A 17,757-nucleotide genomic window follows, 5' to 3' on the forward strand; every position below is an offset into this window, starting at 1 on the left:
ATCAGGTCCTCTCCGTTTTGCTTAACCACATTTCATCCATTCCGCCGCCACGAATCTGCATCGGGTAGACGTGCTCGCTGCCATCAACAGTGACATCAACAAACACCAGGCGATTATTGCGGACCTGTTCTAGTGCCTCGCTAAGTTTGTTTTCCAGCTCTTGCGGATGAGAGATCTGGATCCCAACATGGCCATAGGCTTCCGCCAGACGAACGAAATCCGGTAGCGACTGCATATAAGATTGAGAATGGCGGCCGGAATAGATCATGTCCTGCCACTGCTTCACCATCCCCAGATAGCGGTTATTGAGATTCACCACCAGCACCGGCAGTTCATATTGCAAAGCGGTAGACAGTTCCTGAATGTTCATCTGAATGCTGCCGTCGCCAGTGACACAGACCACGGTTTCTTCTGGCAATGCCATTTTGACACCCAGCGCCGCAGGCAAACCAAAGCCCATAGTGCCGAGGCCACCGGAGTTGATCCAGCGACGCGGTTTGTCGAAAGGATAATAAAGCGCGGCGAACATCTGGTGCTGCCCGACGTCGGACGTGACATATGCATCGCCTTTCGTCAGCCGCCAGAGTGTCTCGATCACCGCTTGCGGTTTAATCTTTTCGCTCTGAGTGTCGTATTTAAGGCACTGCCGAGCGCGCCACTGTTCAATCTGTTGCCACCAGTCACGAATTTCATCCAACGGTTGGTGAGCCGTTTCTTGTGCCAGCAACTCCAGCATTTGATCCAGCACCAACCGCGCGTCACCAACGATCGGAATGTCGGCGGTAACGGTTTTTGAGATCGACGTAGGATCGATATCAATATGTAAAACCGTTGCATTCGGGCAGTACTTGGCCAGATTGTTAGTGGTGCGATCGTCAAAGCGCACGCCGACCGCAAAAATAACATCGGCATTATGCATGGTCATATTGGCTTCGTAAGTGCCATGCATTCCCAGCATTCCCAACGCCTGACGATGCGTTGCCGGAAACGCCCCCAGCCCCATTAATGAAGAGACGACGGGAAGATTAAGCTGCTCAATAATCTGTTTGAGTTGTTGATGGCAACTCGCAGTCACGGCGCCGCCGCCAACGTAAACTACCGGTTTTTTCGCTGCCGCCAGTGTCTGCAATGCGCGTTTAATCTGCCCCTTATGACCCAGCGTTGTCGGGTTATAAGAGCGCATACTGACCGACTCCGGCCAGACGTAGGGTAATTTGTTAGCCGGATTAAGAATATCTTTCGGTAAATCAACCACCACTGGCCCAGGACGACCACTTGCCGCCAGCCAGAATGCCTTTTTCAGCACCTGAGGAATGTCTTCCGTTTGCTTAACCAGGAAACTGTGCTTGACCACCGGGCGGGAAATTCCCACCATGTCGCACTCCTGAAAGGCATCGTAGCCTATCAGCGAGGTCGCTACCTGACCAGAAAGGACAACCAAGGGAATGGAGTCCATATAAGCAGTAGCGATACCAGTAATCGCGTTAGTCGCCCCAGGACCCGACGTCACCAGCACGACCCCCACTTCCCCGGTTGCACGTGCAAGACCATCGGCCATATGCACAGCCGCTTGCTCATGACGAACTAATACGTGATCGATACCCCCCACGGTATGCAATGCATCGTAAATATCAAGGACCGCGCCTCCGGGATAACCGAATACTTGTTTAACGCCCTGATCGATAAGCGATCGGACGACCATCTCGGCTCCAGACAACATCTCCATGGCCTGCCTCACTGTTTGGCGGAAAAAATGTGTAAAACACATTAACCGTCCGATCTTGCTTAAGCAATTGGCAGACAGAGTCACAAACGTGAAGAAATAAGAATAAACAGGAGGAAAGGAGAAAAGAAACGATAAAATACTCCAGAATGAAGACGTAAATTGATAATAAATTGGCTAGATTCGGCTACTTACAGCAATTTCTCTATTTTTTTAATTATTCATGAAATCTGGCGCACATGCATTTAGAACAAAATTCTACATTTAATAAAAAAAGCAGAATAAACCAGAAAGGAATGCCTGATTTATTCTGCTTTTGTTTAGCGTTTACATATAGAGACTAATTGCTCTTCCATCCACTGATGGCCTTTATCGCGCCCGGCAGCTTCATGCCAGGAGAGATAACAGGTTCTGCTATTCTGTTTTAATGGCAGCGGTAATACCTGCAACTCTAAAGATTCAGCAAACTCCTCTGCCAGCCAACGAGGTGCAATGGCAACCAGTTGCGTTTGAGAAACCACGCTAAGGACGCTCATCATTGCCATGCCCTGATAAGCAATACTGGCTTGCTTATCTACTGTGTCGTACCACGGTTGACTAAATGAGGCGAAACGATCGAGCGAAACCGCCGCATGTTGCTCGTTATAAACATCATGTTTCAGTAATGGACCTTTAATATGCGGATGGTTCTTACTGGCTACCAGCACCATTTCATCTTTAAATAACGGCACACTGGTAAATTCAGGACGGTGGAAATCTTCATAACTTATGACGAACTCCGTTTCCTGATAGCGCAACTGATGTTCAGTGTTCTGATTTAATGAAGACTTGAACATAACATGTATATTTGGCGCAATCTGCTCAATGTGATTATAAATCTGCGAGGTCAGAATGCTGTCTAACGGGCTACAAACACAGAGATGGAATACCCGCTCGCTACTGGCTGGCTCAAAACCTGAACCTGGTAATTCGTTTTGCACTAATTGCAGCGCCTGGCGCACAGAACCAAAAAGTTGAAATGCGCGAGCGGTCGGCTGGATGCCACGGCCATAACGAACAAACAATTCGTCATTAAACATCACCTTCAGGCGTGCAACAGCGTTACTGACTGCAGGCTGCGACATTCCCAGAACATGCGCAGCACGAGTTATGTTCTGCTCCTGCATCACTGCATCAAAAACGGTTAATAAATTCAAATCGACCATACGCAGCTGTGGCTTGCTTAACTCTGCAATCTCTGGCTGTTCTGTTTTTACCTCTGACATACTTAACTCCACTGTCACACTTAACTCCCTTTCCCTTATTGGAATGCAGAGAAATAATCCTGAATAATATGATTTACCATGCATATAAAATAAGAAAAAGGGAAATACGTAAAATTAGGAAAACATAAAGATACGGGTTCTGATAAAAACAGAATCCACTGCCGTACGGAGAGTTATTCACCACAGCATAATAATCCATAATGTTTTTGTTGCGTAAACAATCTAATCATAACTACCGCGAATACTCAATCATCCACAAAATGGATTAAACGTGCTAATTTAATCATTGTTTTATATATTTAATGCGTTAATTCTTAACATCAATTGCACATTAATATTCATCGGATAAATATAAAATATTCATAAAGCAAATAATTCAAAACAAATCATCAGGATAAGAGTGTTTTCGCCCACGCTTTACCCTCTTTTAGTCCGTTGATTAAATGCAATAATCTATGCGGAAGTATGTCCATCTATGAAAAGTGTATGTCGTTAAGCAGAAATTAATATCGACTGTTATTGATTGCGCAGCACAATTAGCTAATTTGATACATGCAAAATTACCGCTGAAAAGCCGCTTTTCTTACTACAGGGTTGACATCCGTTTTTGTATCCAGTAACTCTAAAAGCATATCGCATTCATCTGGAGCTGATTTAATGACTCACATCGTTCGCTTTATCGGTCTACTACTACTAAACGCATCTTCTTTGCGCGGTAGACGAGTGAGCGGCATCCAGCATTAAGCCAGCACGCAGTCAAAAAAAACCCGCGCCATTGCGCGGGTTTTTTTATGCCCGAAGCGAGGCGCTCTAAAAGAGACAAGGACCTAAACCATGAGCCAGCAAGTTATTATTTTCGATACCACATTACGCGACGGTGAACAGGCGTTACAGGCAAGTCTGAGTGCGAAAGAAAAACTGCAAATTGCGCTGGCCCTTGAGCGTATGGGTGTTGACGTAATGGAAGTTGGTTTCCCCGTCTCTTCGCCGGGCGATTTTGAATCGGTGCAAACCATCGCCCGCCAGGTCAAAAATAGCCGCGTATGTGCGTTAGCCCGCTGCGTGGAAAAAGATATCGATGTGGCAGCTGAATCTCTGAAAGTCGCCGAAGCCTTCCGTATTCATACCTTTATTGCTACCTCCCCAATGCACATCGCCACCAAGCTGCGCAGCACGCTGGATGAAGTGATCGAACGCGCTATCTATATGGTGAAGCGCGCCCGTAATCACACCGATGACGTTGAATTTTCTTGCGAAGATGCCGGGCGTACCCCGATTGCCGATCTGGCGCGAGTGGTCGAAGCGGCGATTAACGCCGGTGCCACCACCATCAACATTCCGGACACCGTGGGCTACACCATGCCGTTTGAGTTCGCCGGAATCATCAGCGGCCTGTATGAACGCGTGCCTAACATCGACAAAGCCATTATTTCCGTACACACCCACGACGATTTAGGCCTGGCAGTCGGTAACTCACTGGCGGCGGTACATGCCGGAGCACGGCAGGTAGAAGGCGCAATGAACGGGATCGGCGAACGCGCCGGAAACTGTTCGCTGGAAGAAGTGATCATGGCGATCAAAGTTCGTAAGGATATCCTCAACGTCCACACCGCCATTAATCACCAGGAGATATGGCGCACCAGCCAGTTAGTTAGCCAGATTTGTAATATGCCGATCCCGGCAAACAAAGCCATTGTTGGCAGCGGCGCGTTCGCACACTCCTCCGGTATCCACCAGGATGGCGTGCTGAAAAATCGCGAAAACTACGAAATCATGACACCAGAATCTATTGGTCTGAACCAAATCCAGCTGAATCTGACCTCTCGTTCGGGGCGTGCGGCGGTGAAACATCGCATGGATGAGATGGGTTATAAAGAAAGTGAATATAATTTAGACAATTTGTACGACGCTTTCCTGAAGCTGGCGGACAAAAAAGGTCAGGTGTTTGATTACGATCTGGAGGCGCTGGCCTTTATCGGTAAACAGCAAGAAGAACCGGAGCATTTCCGTCTGGATTATTTCAGCGTGCAGTCTGGTTCTAACGATATCGCCACTGCCGCCGTCAAACTGGTCTGTGGCGAAGAAGTCAAAGCGGAAGCCGCCAACGGTAACGGTCCGGTCGATGCCATCTACCAGGCAATTAACCGCATCACTGACTATAACGTCGAACTGGTGAAATACAGCCTGACCGCCAAAGGCCATGGAAAAGATGCGCTGGGTCAGGTGGATATCGTCGCCAACTACAACGGTCGCCGCTTCCACGGCGTCGGCCTGGCCACCGATATTGTCGAGTCCTCCGCCAAAGCCATGGTGCACGTACTGAACAATATCTGGCGCGCCGCAGAAGTCGAAAAAGAGTTGCAACGCAAAGCTCAACACAACGAAAACAACAAGGAAACCGTGTGATGTCGAAGAATTACCATATTGCCGTATTGCCGGGGGACGGTATTGGTCCGGAAGTGATGACCCAGGCGCTGAAAGTGCTGGATGCCGTGCGCAACCGCTTTGCAATGCGCATCACCACCAGCCATTACGATGTAGGCGGCGCAGCCATCGATAACCACGGGCAACCGCTGCCACCTGCAACGGTTGAAGGCTGTGAGCAAGCCGATGCCGTGCTGTTTGGCTCGGTAGGCGGCCCGAAGTGGGAACATTTACCGCCGGATCAGCAACCAGAACGCGGCGCGCTGTTGCCTTTGCGTAAGCACTTCAAATTATTCAGCAACCTGCGTCCGGCAAAACTGTATCAGGGGCTGGAAGCATTCTGTCCGCTGCGTGCTGACATTGCCGCTAACGGCTTCGACATCCTGTGCGTGCGCGAACTGACCGGCGGCATCTATTTCGGTCAGCCAAAAGGCCGCGAAGGTAGCGGACAATATGAAAAAGCGTTTGATACCGAGGTGTATCACCGTTTTGAGATCGAGCGTATTGCCCGCATCGCGTTTGAATCTGCTCGTAAACGTCGCCATAAAGTGACGTCGATCGATAAAGCCAACGTGCTGCAATCCTCTATTTTATGGCGGGAAATCGTTAATGAGATCGCCATTGAATATCCGGATGTCGAACTGGCGCATATGTACATCGACAACGCCACCATGCAGCTGATTAAAGATCCATCACAGTTTGACGTTCTGCTGTGCTCCAACCTGTTTGGCGACATTCTGTCTGACGAGTGCGCAATGATCACTGGCTCGATGGGGATGTTGCCTTCCGCTAGCCTGAACGAGCAAGGTTTTGGTCTGTATGAACCGGCGGGCGGCTCGGCACCAGATATCGCAGGCAAAAACATCGCCAACCCGATTGCGCAAATTCTGTCGCTGGCGCTGCTGTTGCGCTACAGCCTGGATGCCGATGATGCGGCTTCCGCCATTGAACGCGCCATTAACCGCGCATTAGAAGAAGGCATTCGCACCGGGGATTTAGCCCGTGGCGCTGCCGCCGTTAGTACCGATGAAATGGGCGATATCATTGCCCGCTATGTGGCAGAAGGGGTGTAATCATGGCTAAGACGTTATACGAAAAATTGTTCGACGCTCACGTAGTGTACGAAGCCGAAAACGAAACCCCGCTGTTATATATCGACCGCCACCTGGTGCATGAAGTGACCTCACCGCAGGCGTTCGATGGCCTGCGCGCCCACGGACGCCCAGTGCGTCAGCCAGGGAAAACCTTCGCCACTATGGATCACAACGTCTCAACTCAGACCAAAGACATTAATGCCTGCGGTGAAATGGCGCGGATCCAGATGCAGGAGCTGATCAAAAACTGCAAAGAATTTGGCGTCGAGCTGTATGACCTGAATCACCCGTATCAGGGGATCGTCCACGTAATGGGGCCAGAACAGGGCGTCACCTTGCCGGGGATGACCATTGTCTGTGGCGACTCGCACACCGCCACCCACGGCGCATTTGGCGCACTGGCCTTTGGTATCGGCACTTCCGAAGTTGAACACGTACTGGCAACGCAAACCCTGAAACAGGGTCGAGCGAAGACCATGAAAATTGAAGTCCAGGGCAAAGCCGCACCGGGCATTACCGCGAAAGATATCGTGCTGGCGATCATTGGTAAAACCGGCAGCGCTGGCGGCACCGGGCATGTGGTGGAGTTTTGCGGCGAAGCAATCCGTGATTTAAGCATGGAAGGTCGTATGACCCTGTGCAATATGGCAATCGAAATGGGCGCGAAAGCCGGTCTGGTTGCACCTGACGAAACCACCTTTAACTATGTCAAAGGCCGTCTGCATGCGCCGAAAGGCAAAGATTTTGACGATGCCGTCGCCTACTGGAAAACCCTGCAAACCGACGAAGGCGCAACTTTCGATACCGTTGTCACTCTGCAAGCAGAAGAGATCGCCCCGCAGGTCACCTGGGGAACGAACCCCGGTCAGGTGATCTCCGTGAACGACAATATTCCCGACCCGGCTTCGTTTGCTGATCCTGTTGAACGCGCGTCGGCAGAAAAAGCGCTGGCCTATATGGGGCTGAAACCGGGTATTCCGCTGACCGAAGTCGCTATCGATAAAGTGTTTATCGGTTCTTGCACCAACTCGCGCATTGAAGATTTACGTGCGGCAGCGGAAATCGCCAAAGGGCGAAAAGTCGCGCCAGGCGTACAGGCACTGGTGGTTCCCGGCTCTGGCCCGGTAAAAGCTCAGGCGGAAGCGGAAGGTCTGGACAAAATCTTTATTGAAGCCGGTTTTGAATGGCGTTTGCCTGGCTGCTCAATGTGTCTGGCGATGAACAACGACCGTCTGAATCCGGGCGAACGTTGCGCCTCCACCAGCAACCGTAACTTTGAAGGCCGCCAGGGGCGCGGCGGTCGCACGCATCTGGTCAGCCCGGCAATGGCTGCCGCCGCTGCTGTGACCGGACATTTCGCCGACATTCGCAACATTAAATAAGGAGCACACCATGGCAGAGAAATTTATCAAACATACAGGCCTGGTGGTTCCACTGGATGCCGCCAATGTCGATACCGATGCGATTATCCCGAAACAGTTTTTGCAGAAAGTGACGCGTACTGGTTTTGGCGCGCATCTGTTTAATGACTGGCGTTTTCTGGATGAAAAAGGCCAACAGCCAAACCCGGACTTCGTGCTGAACTTCCCGCAATATCAGGGCGCATCGATTTTGCTGGCACGAGAAAACTTCGGCTGCGGCTCCTCGCGTGAGCACGCGCCGTGGGCATTGACCGACTACGGTTTTAAAGTGGTGATTGCGCCGAGTTTCGCTGACATCTTCTATGGCAACAGCTTTAACAACCAACTGCTGCCGGTGAAATTAAGCGATGCAGAAGTGGATGAGTTGTTTGCACTGGTGCAAGCCAATCCAGGGATTCATTTCGCCGTGGATCTGGAAGCGCAAGAGGTGAAAGCGGGTGATAAAACGTATCGTTTTTCTATCGATGCCTTCCGCCGCCACTGCATGATGAATGGTCTGGACAGCATCGGTCTGACCCTGCAGCACGACGACGCTATTGCCACTTATGAAGAGAAGCAACCGGCGTTTATGCGTTAATTTGTACGCCGTCCGGCACTCAATCGCCAAAAAGAAAAAAGCCAGCAGGTATTCACTGCTGGCGTGGCGATTAACACCAATACTCAGTCACACATGATGTCCGCAAATCAGTATTCAGAATCACTCCCCTCCCACTGCATCAGTTCTTCAAGCATGGCTAAACGCTGTGGAACGCTTAACCAACGCAGCCAGCACAACGTCGCTATCGCGGTAAAATAGTGCTGATAAAACTGACGCATGGGGCACCTCCTTGCTTCATCGTTAGGAATTATTGACTTAATATAGGGAAAATAAAATTGCTGACTTTTGCGCAGGAGTTCCCCTTTTATGCCATCTGCTCGTCTGCAACAACAGTTCATCCGCCTGTGGCAATGCTGCGAGGGTAAATCGCAGGACACGACGCTCAACGAACTGGCGGAGTTATTGAGCTGCTCCCGTCGTCATATGCGCACCCTGCTCAACACCATGCAAGATCGCGGCTGGTTAACATGGGAAGCAGAAGTCGGGCGCGGTAAACGCTCGCGTCTGACATTCCTCTACACCGGGCTGGCGCTTCAGCAACAGCGGGCGGAAGACCTGCTGGAACAGGATCGCATCGACCAGTTGGTGCAGTTAGTCGGTGATAAAACTGCCGTGCGGCAAATGCTGGTTTCTCATCTGGGCCGCAGCTTCCGCCAGGGGCGGCACATCCTGCGCGTGCTCTACTATCGCCCGTTGCGCAATCTGCTGCCTGGCAGCGCATTACGCCGTTCCGAAACGCATATCGCCCGGCAAATCTTCAGTGCGTTAACCCGAATAAATGAGGAAAATGGGGAACTGGAGGCGGACATCGCCCACCACTGGCAGCAAATTTCCCCACTCCACTGGCGCTTCTTTTTACGTCCGGGGATCCATTTTCATCATGGTCGTGAACTGGAAATGGACGACGTCATCGCCTCGTTGAAGCGGATCAATACGCTGCCGCTCTATTCGCATATTGCTGAAATTGTGTCGCCGACGCCCTGGACGCTGGATATTCATCTCACTCAGCCAGATCGCTGGTTGCCGTTACTGCTGGCGCAAGTTCCGGCGATGATCCTGCCGCGTGAATGGGAAACCCTCAGCAACTTTGCCAGCCACCCTATCGGTACCGGTCCGTATGCGGTAATGCGTAACAGCACTAACCAACTGAAAATTCAGGCATTCGATGATTTCTTCGGTTATCGGGCATTAATCGACGAAGTTAACGTCTGGGTCTTGCCGGAAATTGCCGACGAGCCAGCCGGAGGACTGATGCTGAAAGGGCCGCAGGGCGAGGAAAAAGAGATTGAAAGTCGCCTTGAAGAAGGTTGCTACTATCTACTGTTCGACAGTCGCACCCATCGCGGGGCGAATCAGCAAGTCAGAGACTGGATAAGCTATGTACTTTCGCCGACCAATCTGGTTTATTTCGCCGAGGAACAGTACCAGCAACTGTGGTTTCCGGCCTATGGGTTGCTCCCCCGCTGGCACCATGCCCGCCCAACACATTGCGAAAAACCTGCCGGGCTGGAACATCTCACCCTGACCTTTTATCAGGATCATATTGAACATCGGGTGATTGCCAGGATCATGCAGCAGATTCTGGCAAGTCACCAGGTCACGCTGGAAATCAAAGAGATCAGCTACGATCAGTGGCACGAAGGTGAGATCGAAAGCGACATCTGGCTTAACAGCGCCAACTTTACGCTGCCGCTGGATTTTTCGCTGTTCGCGCACTTGTGCGAGGTACCGCTGCTACAACACTGTATTCCTCTCGACTGGCAAGCCGACGCCGCCCGCTGGCGTAATGGCGAGATGAATCTGGCGAACTGGTGCCAGCAACTGGTTGCCAGTAAAGCAATGGTGCCGCTGATCCACCACTGGCTGATTATTCAGGGACAACGCAGTATGCGCGGCCTGCGCATGAACACCCTCGGCTGGTTCGATTTTAAATCAGCGTGGTTTGCGCCACCGGATCCATGATTGCTGGTTGATAACAAAATCACTACACTAACGCCGTTCTCAACGGGGTGCCACGCAGACGCGTGCGCTGAGAAAATACCCGTCGAACCTGATCCGGATAACGCCGGCGAAGGGATTTGAGGCTCCTTCTCAAGTCCTTTGCCACTCTTTTTTGAGGTGCAAAGTGTTAAAAAAATGTCTTCCCCTGCTGTTGCTGTGCACAGCGCCTGTTTTTGCTAAACCCGTTCTGACTGTTTATACCTACGACTCCTTCGCCGCCGACTGGGGGCCTGGTCCGGTGGTCAAAAAAGCCTTTGAAGCCGACTGTAATTGCGAACTGAAACTGGTGGCGCTGGAAGATGGCGTTTCGCTTCTCAACCGTCTACGAATGGAAGGCAAAAACAGCAAAGCCGATGTAGTACTGGGGCTGGATAACAACCTGTTAGACGCCGCCAGCAAAACTGGATTGTTTGCCAAAAGCGGTGTGGCAGCGGATGCCGTAAACGTTCCCGGCGGCTGGAATAATGACACTTTCGTCCCGTTTGATTACGGCTACTTCGCCTTCGTCTATGACAAGAACAAACTGAAAAATCCGCCGCAAAGCCTGAAGGAGCTGGTTGAGAGTGATCAAAACTGGCGGGTGATTTATCAGGATCCGCGCACCAGTACGCCGGGGCTGGGTCTGCTGTTGTGGATGCAAAAAGTCTATGGCGATGACGCCCCGCAGGCCTGGCAGAAACTGGCGAAGAAAACTGTCACGGTCACCAAAGGCTGGAGCGAAGCCTACGGCCTGTTTTTAAAAGGTGAAAGCGATCTGGTACTGAGTTACACCACCTCTCCGGCTTATCACATTCTTGAAGAGAAAAAAGATAACTACGCCGCCGCGAACTTCAGCGAAGGTCACTATCTGCAAGTGGAAGTTGCCGCCCGCACCGCTGCCAGCAAGCAGCCGGAGCTGGCGCAAAAATTCCTCCAGTTTATGGTTTCTCCGGCTTTCCAGAATGCGATTCCAACCGGCAACTGGATGTATCCGGTGGCAAACGTCACGCTGCCTGCCGGGTTTGAACAATTGACCAAACCGGCAACCACGCTGGAGTTCACGCCAGCCGAAGTGGCAGCACAACGTCAGGTATGGATTAGCGAATGGCAACGCGCCGTCAGCCGTTAATTCCCGGCTGGTTAATTCCAGGTGTAAGCGCCGCTACGCTTGTGGTGGCGGTTGCACTGGCGGCGTTTCTCGCCCTGTGGTGGAACGCGCCGCAGGGTGACTGGGTGGCAATCTGGCAGGACAGCTACCTGTGGCATGTGGTGCGCTTCTCCTTCTGGCAGGCGTTTCTCTCGGCGCTGCTCTCTGTCGTACCCGCAATATTCCTTGCCCGCGCGCTTTATCGCAGGCGCTTTCCGGGGCGGCTGGCGCTGTTGCGTCTGTGCGCAATGACCTTGATCCTCCCGGTGCTGGTTGCCGTTTTTGGCATTCTTAGCGTCTATGGTCGCCAGGGCTGGCTGGCATCGCTCTGGCAATCGCTTGGTCTGGAGTGGACGTTTTCGCCCTACGGCCTGCAAGGCATTTTGCTGGCGCATGTATTTTTTAATCTGCCGATGGCGAGCCGCTTATTACTCCAGGCACTGGAAAACATTCCCGGCGAACAACGTCAGCTTGCCGCCCAGCTTGGGATGCGCGGCTGGCATTTTTTCCGCTTCGTCGAATGGCCGTGGTTACGGCGACAAATCCCGCCGGTTGCCGCGCTTATCTTTATGCTCTGTTTCGCCAGCTTCGCCACCGTGTTGTCGCTGGGCGGCGGTCCGCAAGCGACGACTATCGAGCTGGCTATTTATCAGGCGCTAAGTTACGACTACGATCCCGCCCGCGCGGCGATGCTGGCGCTGATCCAGATGGTGTGCTGTCTCGGTCTGGTGCTGCTGAGTCAGCGATTGAGTAAGGCCATTGCACCTGGCACCACGCTGCTGCAAGGTTGGCGCGACCCGGACGATCGTCTGCATAGCCGCATTTGCGACACTGTGTTAATTGTGCTGGCGCTGCTGCTGTTGCTGCCACCGTTACTGGCGGTGATCGTCGATGGGGTAAATCGCCAGTTGCCGGAAGTGCTGGCACAACCGGTGCTGTGGCAGGCGCTGTGGACCTCGTTGCGTATTGCGCTGGCGGCAGGCGTATTGTGCGTAGTGCTGACCATGATGCTGCTATGGAGCAGTCGCGAACTGCGGGCGCGGCAAAAAATGCTGGCGGGTCAGGCGCTGGAGATGAGCGGCATGTTGATCCTCGCCATGCCGGGGATTGTGCTGGCAACGGGCTTCTTTTTACTGCTCAACAACACTATCGGCCTGCCGCAATCTGCTGACGGCATTGTGATTTTCACCAATGCGTTAATGGCGATCCCTTACGCGCTGAAAGTACTGGAAAACCCAATGCGCGATATCACCACGCGTTACAGCATGTTGTGTCAGTCGCTGGGTATTGAAGGCTGGTCGCGCTTAAAAGTGGTGGAGCTGCGCGCTCTGAAACGTCCGCTGGCGCAGGCGCTGGCCTTTGCCTGCGTGTTGTCGATTGGTGATTTTGGCGTGGTGGCGTTGTTCGGTAACGATGATTTCCGTACCCTGCCGTTTTATCTCTACCAGCAAATTGGCTCTTATCGCAGCCAGGACGGCGCGGTCACCGCGTTAATTCTGCTGCTGCTCTGTTTTCTGCTGTTTACCGTGATTGAAAAACTACCGGGGCGAAATGTTAAAACTGACTGATATCACCTGGCTTTACCACCATTTGCCGATGCGTTTTAGCTTAACGGTGGAACGCGGCGAGCAGGTGGCGATCCTCGGGCCAAGCGGCGCGGGTAAAAGTACCCTACTGAATTTGGTCGCCGGTTTTTTGACGCCTGCCAGCGGTTCGCTGACTATCGACGGCGTTGATCACACCACGACGCCGCCGTCACGCCGTCCGGTATCGATGCTGTTTCAGGAGAACAACCTGTTCAGTCACCTGACGGTCGCGCAGAACATCGGGCTGGGGCTTAATCCAGGACTGAAGCTGAACGCGGTACAGCAGGAGAAAATGCACGCTATCGCCCGCCAGATGGGGATTGATAATTTAATGGCGCGGTTACCTGGCGAGCTTTCCGGCGGTCAGCGACAGCGCGTGGCGTTAGCGCGTTGTCTGGTACGCGAACAGCCGATTTTATTGCTCGATGAACCGTTCTCTGCGCTCGACCCGGCGCTACGCCAGGAGATGCTGACGCTGGTGAGTACGAGCTGCCAGCAGCAAAAAATGACGTTATTGATGGTGTCGCACAGTGTGGAAGATGCGGCGCGGATCGCCACGCGCTCGGTGGTGGTCGCCGACGGGCGCATCGCCTGGCAGGGTAAAACCGATGAGTTGTTAAGCGGTAAGGCGAGTGCTTCGGCGCTGTTGGGAATTACAGGTTAGTATGCACTGTCGGATGCGGCGTGAATGCCTTATCCGACCTTCGGGTGCGTTTTGTCCGCATCAGGCAACCCGCACAAGACTATGCCCTAAACCCCAACCACTTTACGCAATATATCGATATACATCGGCATTAACGGATGGCGAATTAACACCACCAGCGCCACCACGCCAATGGCAGAAATCAACGGTGCCAGCCACAGCAAATGACCACGCGACAAATAATGACTTAAACGATCGGTTACCTTGCCGCTGCGCCATAATCGCCAGCACAACCAACCGCCAACCCACAAAAACACCGCCGTCGCCAGCAGCAACCATTTAAACTCGCCACTCTGCATTCCGGCAGGAATATCGATCGCCGCGCCTGCCAGAATCCCCGGCAGGAAGTAAAATGGCGGCCACAGCAGGCAGCCGATAATATTTGGCGTGATAAATTTTGCCACCGGGAGATCCAGCATTCCCGCCACCATTGGCACTAGCGGACGCGTCGGCCCGACAAAACGACCAACCAGAATGGTGAACATGCTGTGTTGATGCAGCGCATGCTCGGTTTTATCGAGTAGCGCTTTGTTTTTCTTCAGAAAGGACCAGCGATGCAGCGGCTTTTTAAACCGCCAGCCCAGCCAGAAGGAGATCCAGTCGCCCATCAGGCAGCCAACAATCCCCGCCAGCCAGGCGTGCCAGAAACTTAACTCGCCGCTACCTATCAGCGCCCCCAGCCCCGCCATCAGCACCGTACCGGGCAGAATCAAACCGACCAGCGCCAGTGACTCCAGAAAGGCCACCAACACCACCGCCATCAATGAATACACAGTGGATTGGGTAATAAAGTGTTCCAGCAATGCTTGCATAATGTGCCTGTCAAATGGACGAAGCAGGGATTCTGCAAACCCAATGCTACTCCGTCAAGCCGTCAATCGTCTGATTCGTTACCAATTATGACAACCTGAGAGCTACATCATTCACTTTTTCTTCACAACCGGCACGGAACTCGCTCGGGCTGGCGCCTGTACATTTTTTAAATACCCGCGAGAAATAGAGCTGATCGTCAAAGCCAACATTGCGTCCGACGGTGGCGATAGGCATACGAGTCGTGCTCAATAGCAGCTTCGCCTGACTGATGCGTTGATCCTCGCGCCAGCTTAAGACGCTAATCCCTAATTGCTGGCGGAACAGATGCGACAGACGCGACGGAGACAGGCAAACATGCTGTGCGACACTGGCGATATCAAAATTGCTGTCCGCCAGGTGATCGCTGATGTACTGACAAGCCTCGCGTACCCGATTATCCATTGGCGGATGTAGCGACTCATTAATGACTTCCATGCGCCGCAGTAACAATTGCTCAAGAAGATTTATCGCCAGCAACTCCGAATAGCGCCCTTCCCCTTGTCCGGCATTGATAATTTGCCCGAACAAATCGCTGAAATGCGGCTGATGCGCTTCGTTCGGGCGAAAGAAACCGGTATTGGCAAATATCGACGGCCAGTTAAGCCATTCGTGCCAGTAAGCGCGGGGGCGAAAGTAAACCCACTGGTGATACCATTCGCGGGCCTCCGGATGACGACCGTAGTGATGAATTTCTCCCGGCGGGAATAGCAAAATATCGCCTGGCCGGCAGACAAATTCTCGCCCCTGGTTTTTCACTATGCCCTGTCCGCGAATGGTGAGATTGAGAATATAGCCTTTCATTCCCAGCGGTCGGTCGATAAAAAAATCGAGATAACCGTTGGCCTCAATCGGCGTTAAACCCGCCACCAGATGGGCGTTGAACGAGTAACCCGGCAGCAAGGGATCATTTTGCGCTTCAGCCATACTTTTCATACTCCCGCCATTCAGAGAAGAAACCAATTGTCCATATTGCATCAGACATTGCCGTCACTGCGTCTTTTACTGACTCTTCTCGCTAATCCAACCGGCAACCCCGCTTGTGAAAAGCATTTTGTAACAAAGGGGGGCAAAAGCCATGACAAAAACGCGTAACAAAAGTGTCTATAATCACGGCAGAAAAGTCCACATTGATTATTTGCACGGCGTCACACTTTGCTATGCCATAGCATTTTTATCCATAAGATTAGCGGATCCTGCCTGACGCTTTTTTTCGCAACTCTCTACTGTTTCTCCATACCCGTTTTTTTGGATGGAGTGAAACGATGGCGATTGCAATTGGCCTCGATTTTGGCAGTGATTCTGTGCGAGCTTTGGCGGTGGAATGCGCCACCGGTGAAGAGATCGCCACCAGCGTAGAGTGGTATCCCCGTTGGCAGGAAGGGCAATATTGTGATGCCCCGAATAACCAGTTCCGTCATCATCCGCGTGACTATATCGAGTCAATGGAAGCGGCGCTGAAAACCGTGCTGGCCGCGCTTAGCGCCGAACAACGCGCTGACGTGGTCGGCATTGGCGTCGACAGTACCGGCTCCACACCTGCACCAATCGACGCCGACGGCAACGTGCTGGCGCTACGCCCGGAGTTTGCCGAAAACCCGAACGCGATGTTCGTTTTGTGGAAAGACCACACGGCGGTTGAAGAAGCGGAAGAGATCACCCGCTTGTGTCATACACCGGGCAAAACTGACTACTCTCGCTATATTGGCGGTATTTATTCCAGCGAATGGTTCTGGGCAAAAATCCTGCATGTGACTCGCCAGGATAGCGCCGTGGCGCAATCTGCCGCATCGTGGATTGAACTGTGCGACTGGGTACCCGCCCTGCTCTCCGGCACCACCCGCCCGCAGGATATTCGCCGCGGACGCTGTAGCGCCGGGCATAAATCGCTATGGCACGAAAGCTGGGGCGGCCTGCCGCCAGCCAGTTTCTTTGACGAACTGGACCCGATCCTCAACCGTCATTTACCTTCCCCGCTGTTCACTGACACCTGGACTGCCGATATTCCGGTGGGCACCTTATGCCCGGAATGGGCGCAGCGTCTCGGTCTGCCTGAAAGCGTGGTGATTTCCGGCGGCGCGTTTGACTGCCATATGGGCGCAGTCGGCGCGGGCGCACAGCCTAACGCACTGGTAAAAGTTATCGGTACTTCCACCTGCGACATTCTGATTGCCGACAAACAGAGCGTTGGCGAGCGGGCAGTTAAAGGCATTTGCGGTCAGGTTGATGGCAGCGTGGTTCCTGGATTTATCGGTCTGGAAGCAGGTCAGTCGGCGTTTGGTGATATCTACGCCTGGTTTGGTCGCGTACTCGGCTGGCCGCTGGAACAGCTTGCCGCCCAGCATCCGGAACTGAAAGAGCAAATCAAAGCCAGCCAGAAACAACTGCTTCCGGCGCTGACCGAAGCATGGGCTCAAAACCCGTCTCTGGATCACCTGCCGGTAGTACTCGACTGGTTTAACGGTCGTCGCACGCCAAACGCTAACCAACGCCTGAAAGGAGTGATTACCGACCTGAACCTCGCTACCGACGCTCCGCTACTGTTCGGCGGTTTAATTGCCGCTACCGCTTTTGGCGCGCGCGCAATTCAGGAGTGCTTCACCAACCAGGGGATCACCGTAAACAACGTGATGGCGCTGGGCGGCATCGCGCGGAAAAACCAGGTGATTATGCAAGCCTGCTGCGACGTACTGAATCGCCCGCTGCAAATTGTTGCCTCTGACCAATGCTGTGCGCTCGGTGCGGCGATTTTTGCTGCCGTCGCCGCAAAAGTGCACGCAGACATCCCATCAGCCCAGCAAAAAATGGCCAGTGCGGTAGAGAAAACCCTGCAACCGTGCAGCGAACAGGCACAACGCTTTGAACAGCTTTATCGCCGCTATCAGCAATGGGCGGTAAGCGCCGAACAACATTATCTTCCAACTTCCGCCCCGGCACAGGCTGCCCAGGCCGTTCCGACTCTATAAG

At 52.8% G+C, this 17,757-nt stretch carries 15 protein-coding genes and 1 riboswitch; of the genes, 10 read left to right on the plus strand and 5 right to left on the minus strand.

Annotation, left to right across the window (positions count from 1 at the left end; all coding sequences use genetic code 11):
• Position 1: 1 nt before the first annotated feature.
• Complete coding sequence (gene ilvI / locus FEK47_RS12715; RefSeq protein WP_130204910.1) at positions 2–1,726, minus strand: acetolactate synthase 3 large subunit; 1,725 nt, start codon at positions 1,724–1,726, stop codon at positions 2–4.
• Between the two features lie 317 nt (positions 1,727–2,043).
• Positions 2,044–2,988 carry a transcriptional regulator LeuO gene (leuO, locus tag FEK47_RS12720; protein ID WP_138183201.1) on the minus strand — a complete coding sequence of 315 codons (945 nt, stop codon included), beginning with the start codon at positions 2,986–2,988 and terminating at the stop codon, positions 2,044–2,046.
• Positions 2,989–3,645: 657 nt separating this feature from the next.
• Here leuO and leuL point away from each other — a divergent pair.
• The 5 genes from leuL to leuD all read left to right on the plus strand — a co-directional run bounded on the left by leuL (position 3,646) and on the right by leuD (position 8,504).
• Positions 3,646–3,732 carry a leu operon leader peptide gene (gene leuL / locus FEK47_RS12725; protein WP_001300467.1) on the plus strand — a complete coding sequence of 29 codons (87 nt, stop codon included), beginning with the start codon at positions 3,646–3,648 and terminating at the stop codon, positions 3,730–3,732.
• Between the two features lie 90 nt (positions 3,733–3,822).
• Complete coding sequence (gene leuA / locus FEK47_RS12730; RefSeq protein ID WP_135486674.1) at positions 3,823–5,394, plus strand: 2-isopropylmalate synthase; 1,572 nt, start codon at positions 3,823–3,825, stop codon at positions 5,392–5,394.
• Positions 5,394–6,485 carry a 3-isopropylmalate dehydrogenase gene (leuB, locus tag FEK47_RS12735; protein ID WP_000042349.1) on the plus strand — a complete coding sequence of 364 codons (1,092 nt, stop codon included), beginning with the start codon at positions 5,394–5,396 and terminating at the stop codon, positions 6,483–6,485. The genes leuA and leuB overlap by 1 nt, the downstream gene beginning before the upstream one ends.
• Positions 6,486–6,487: 2 nt before the next feature.
• Positions 6,488–7,888 (plus strand): 3-isopropylmalate dehydratase large subunit, encoded by a 1,401-nt coding sequence (leuC, locus tag FEK47_RS12740; protein ID WP_001140645.1) that lies wholly within the window; start codon positions 6,488–6,490, stop codon positions 7,886–7,888.
• A gap of 10 nt (positions 7,889–7,898) precedes the next feature.
• Entirely contained in the window at positions 7,899–8,504 is a 606-nt protein-coding gene (gene leuD / locus FEK47_RS12745) for a 3-isopropylmalate dehydratase small subunit (protein WP_130221637.1), read from the plus strand.
• A 107-nt stretch (positions 8,505–8,611) separates the two neighbouring features.
• On the opposite strand, the gene sgrT is transcribed toward leuD, so the two are convergent.
• Positions 8,612–8,743, minus strand: coding sequence for a glucose uptake inhibitor SgrT (gene sgrT, locus FEK47_RS12750; RefSeq protein ID WP_130257853.1), 132 nt, complete (start codon positions 8,741–8,743; stop codon positions 8,612–8,614).
• Between the two features lie 88 nt (positions 8,744–8,831).
• On the opposite strand from sgrT, the gene sgrR reads away from it, so the two are divergent.
• The 4 genes from sgrR (at position 8,832) to thiQ (ending at position 13,902) form a co-directional block, all read left to right on the plus strand.
• Positions 8,832–10,487 carry a DNA-binding transcriptional regulator SgrR gene (sgrR, locus tag FEK47_RS12755; protein WP_135486675.1) on the plus strand — a complete coding sequence of 552 codons (1,656 nt, stop codon included), beginning with the start codon at positions 8,832–8,834 and terminating at the stop codon, positions 10,485–10,487.
• Between the two features lie 33 nt (positions 10,488–10,520).
• Positions 10,521–10,620, plus strand: a riboswitch (TPP riboswitch).
• 30 nt (positions 10,621–10,650) lie between these two features.
• Entirely contained in the window at positions 10,651–11,634 is a 984-nt protein-coding gene (gene thiB / locus FEK47_RS12760) for a thiamine ABC transporter substrate binding subunit (protein WP_135486676.1), read from the plus strand.
• Positions 11,610–13,220: a thiamine/thiamine pyrophosphate ABC transporter permease ThiP gene (thiP, locus tag FEK47_RS12765; protein ID WP_135486677.1), complete on the plus strand. Its 1,611-nt coding sequence runs from the start codon at positions 11,610–11,612 to the stop codon at positions 13,218–13,220. The genes thiB and thiP overlap by 25 nt, the downstream gene beginning before the upstream one ends.
• On the plus strand, positions 13,204–13,902 hold the full coding sequence (thiQ, locus tag FEK47_RS12770) for a thiamine ABC transporter ATP-binding protein ThiQ (protein ID WP_135486678.1): 699 nt from the start codon (positions 13,204–13,206) through the stop codon (positions 13,900–13,902). Before thiP ends, thiQ begins: the two co-directional genes overlap by 17 nt.
• 86 nt (positions 13,903–13,988) lie before the next feature.
• Here the strand turns inward: thiQ and FEK47_RS12775 are convergent, their stop codons facing one another.
• Together FEK47_RS12775 and araC are read right to left on the minus strand one after the other, a co-directional pair.
• Entirely contained in the window at positions 13,989–14,753 is a 765-nt protein-coding gene (locus tag FEK47_RS12775; protein WP_130257856.1) for a DedA family protein, read from the minus strand.
• Between the two features lie 85 nt (positions 14,754–14,838).
• Positions 14,839–15,717 (minus strand): arabinose operon transcriptional regulator AraC, encoded by an 879-nt coding sequence (araC, locus tag FEK47_RS12780; protein ID WP_130217548.1) that lies wholly within the window; start codon positions 15,715–15,717, stop codon positions 14,839–14,841.
• Between the two features lie 338 nt (positions 15,718–16,055).
• Here araC and araB point away from each other — a divergent pair, with 338 nt between their 5' ends.
• Complete coding sequence (gene araB / locus FEK47_RS12785) at positions 16,056–17,756, plus strand: ribulokinase (protein ID WP_135486679.1); 1,701 nt, start codon at positions 16,056–16,058, stop codon at positions 17,754–17,756.
• The last annotated feature ends 1 nt before the right edge of the window (position 17,757 follow it).

It is taken from the genome of Escherichia sp. E3659 (assembly GCF_005781135.1).
GTDB lineage: Bacteria > Pseudomonadota > Gammaproteobacteria > Enterobacterales > Enterobacteriaceae > Escherichia.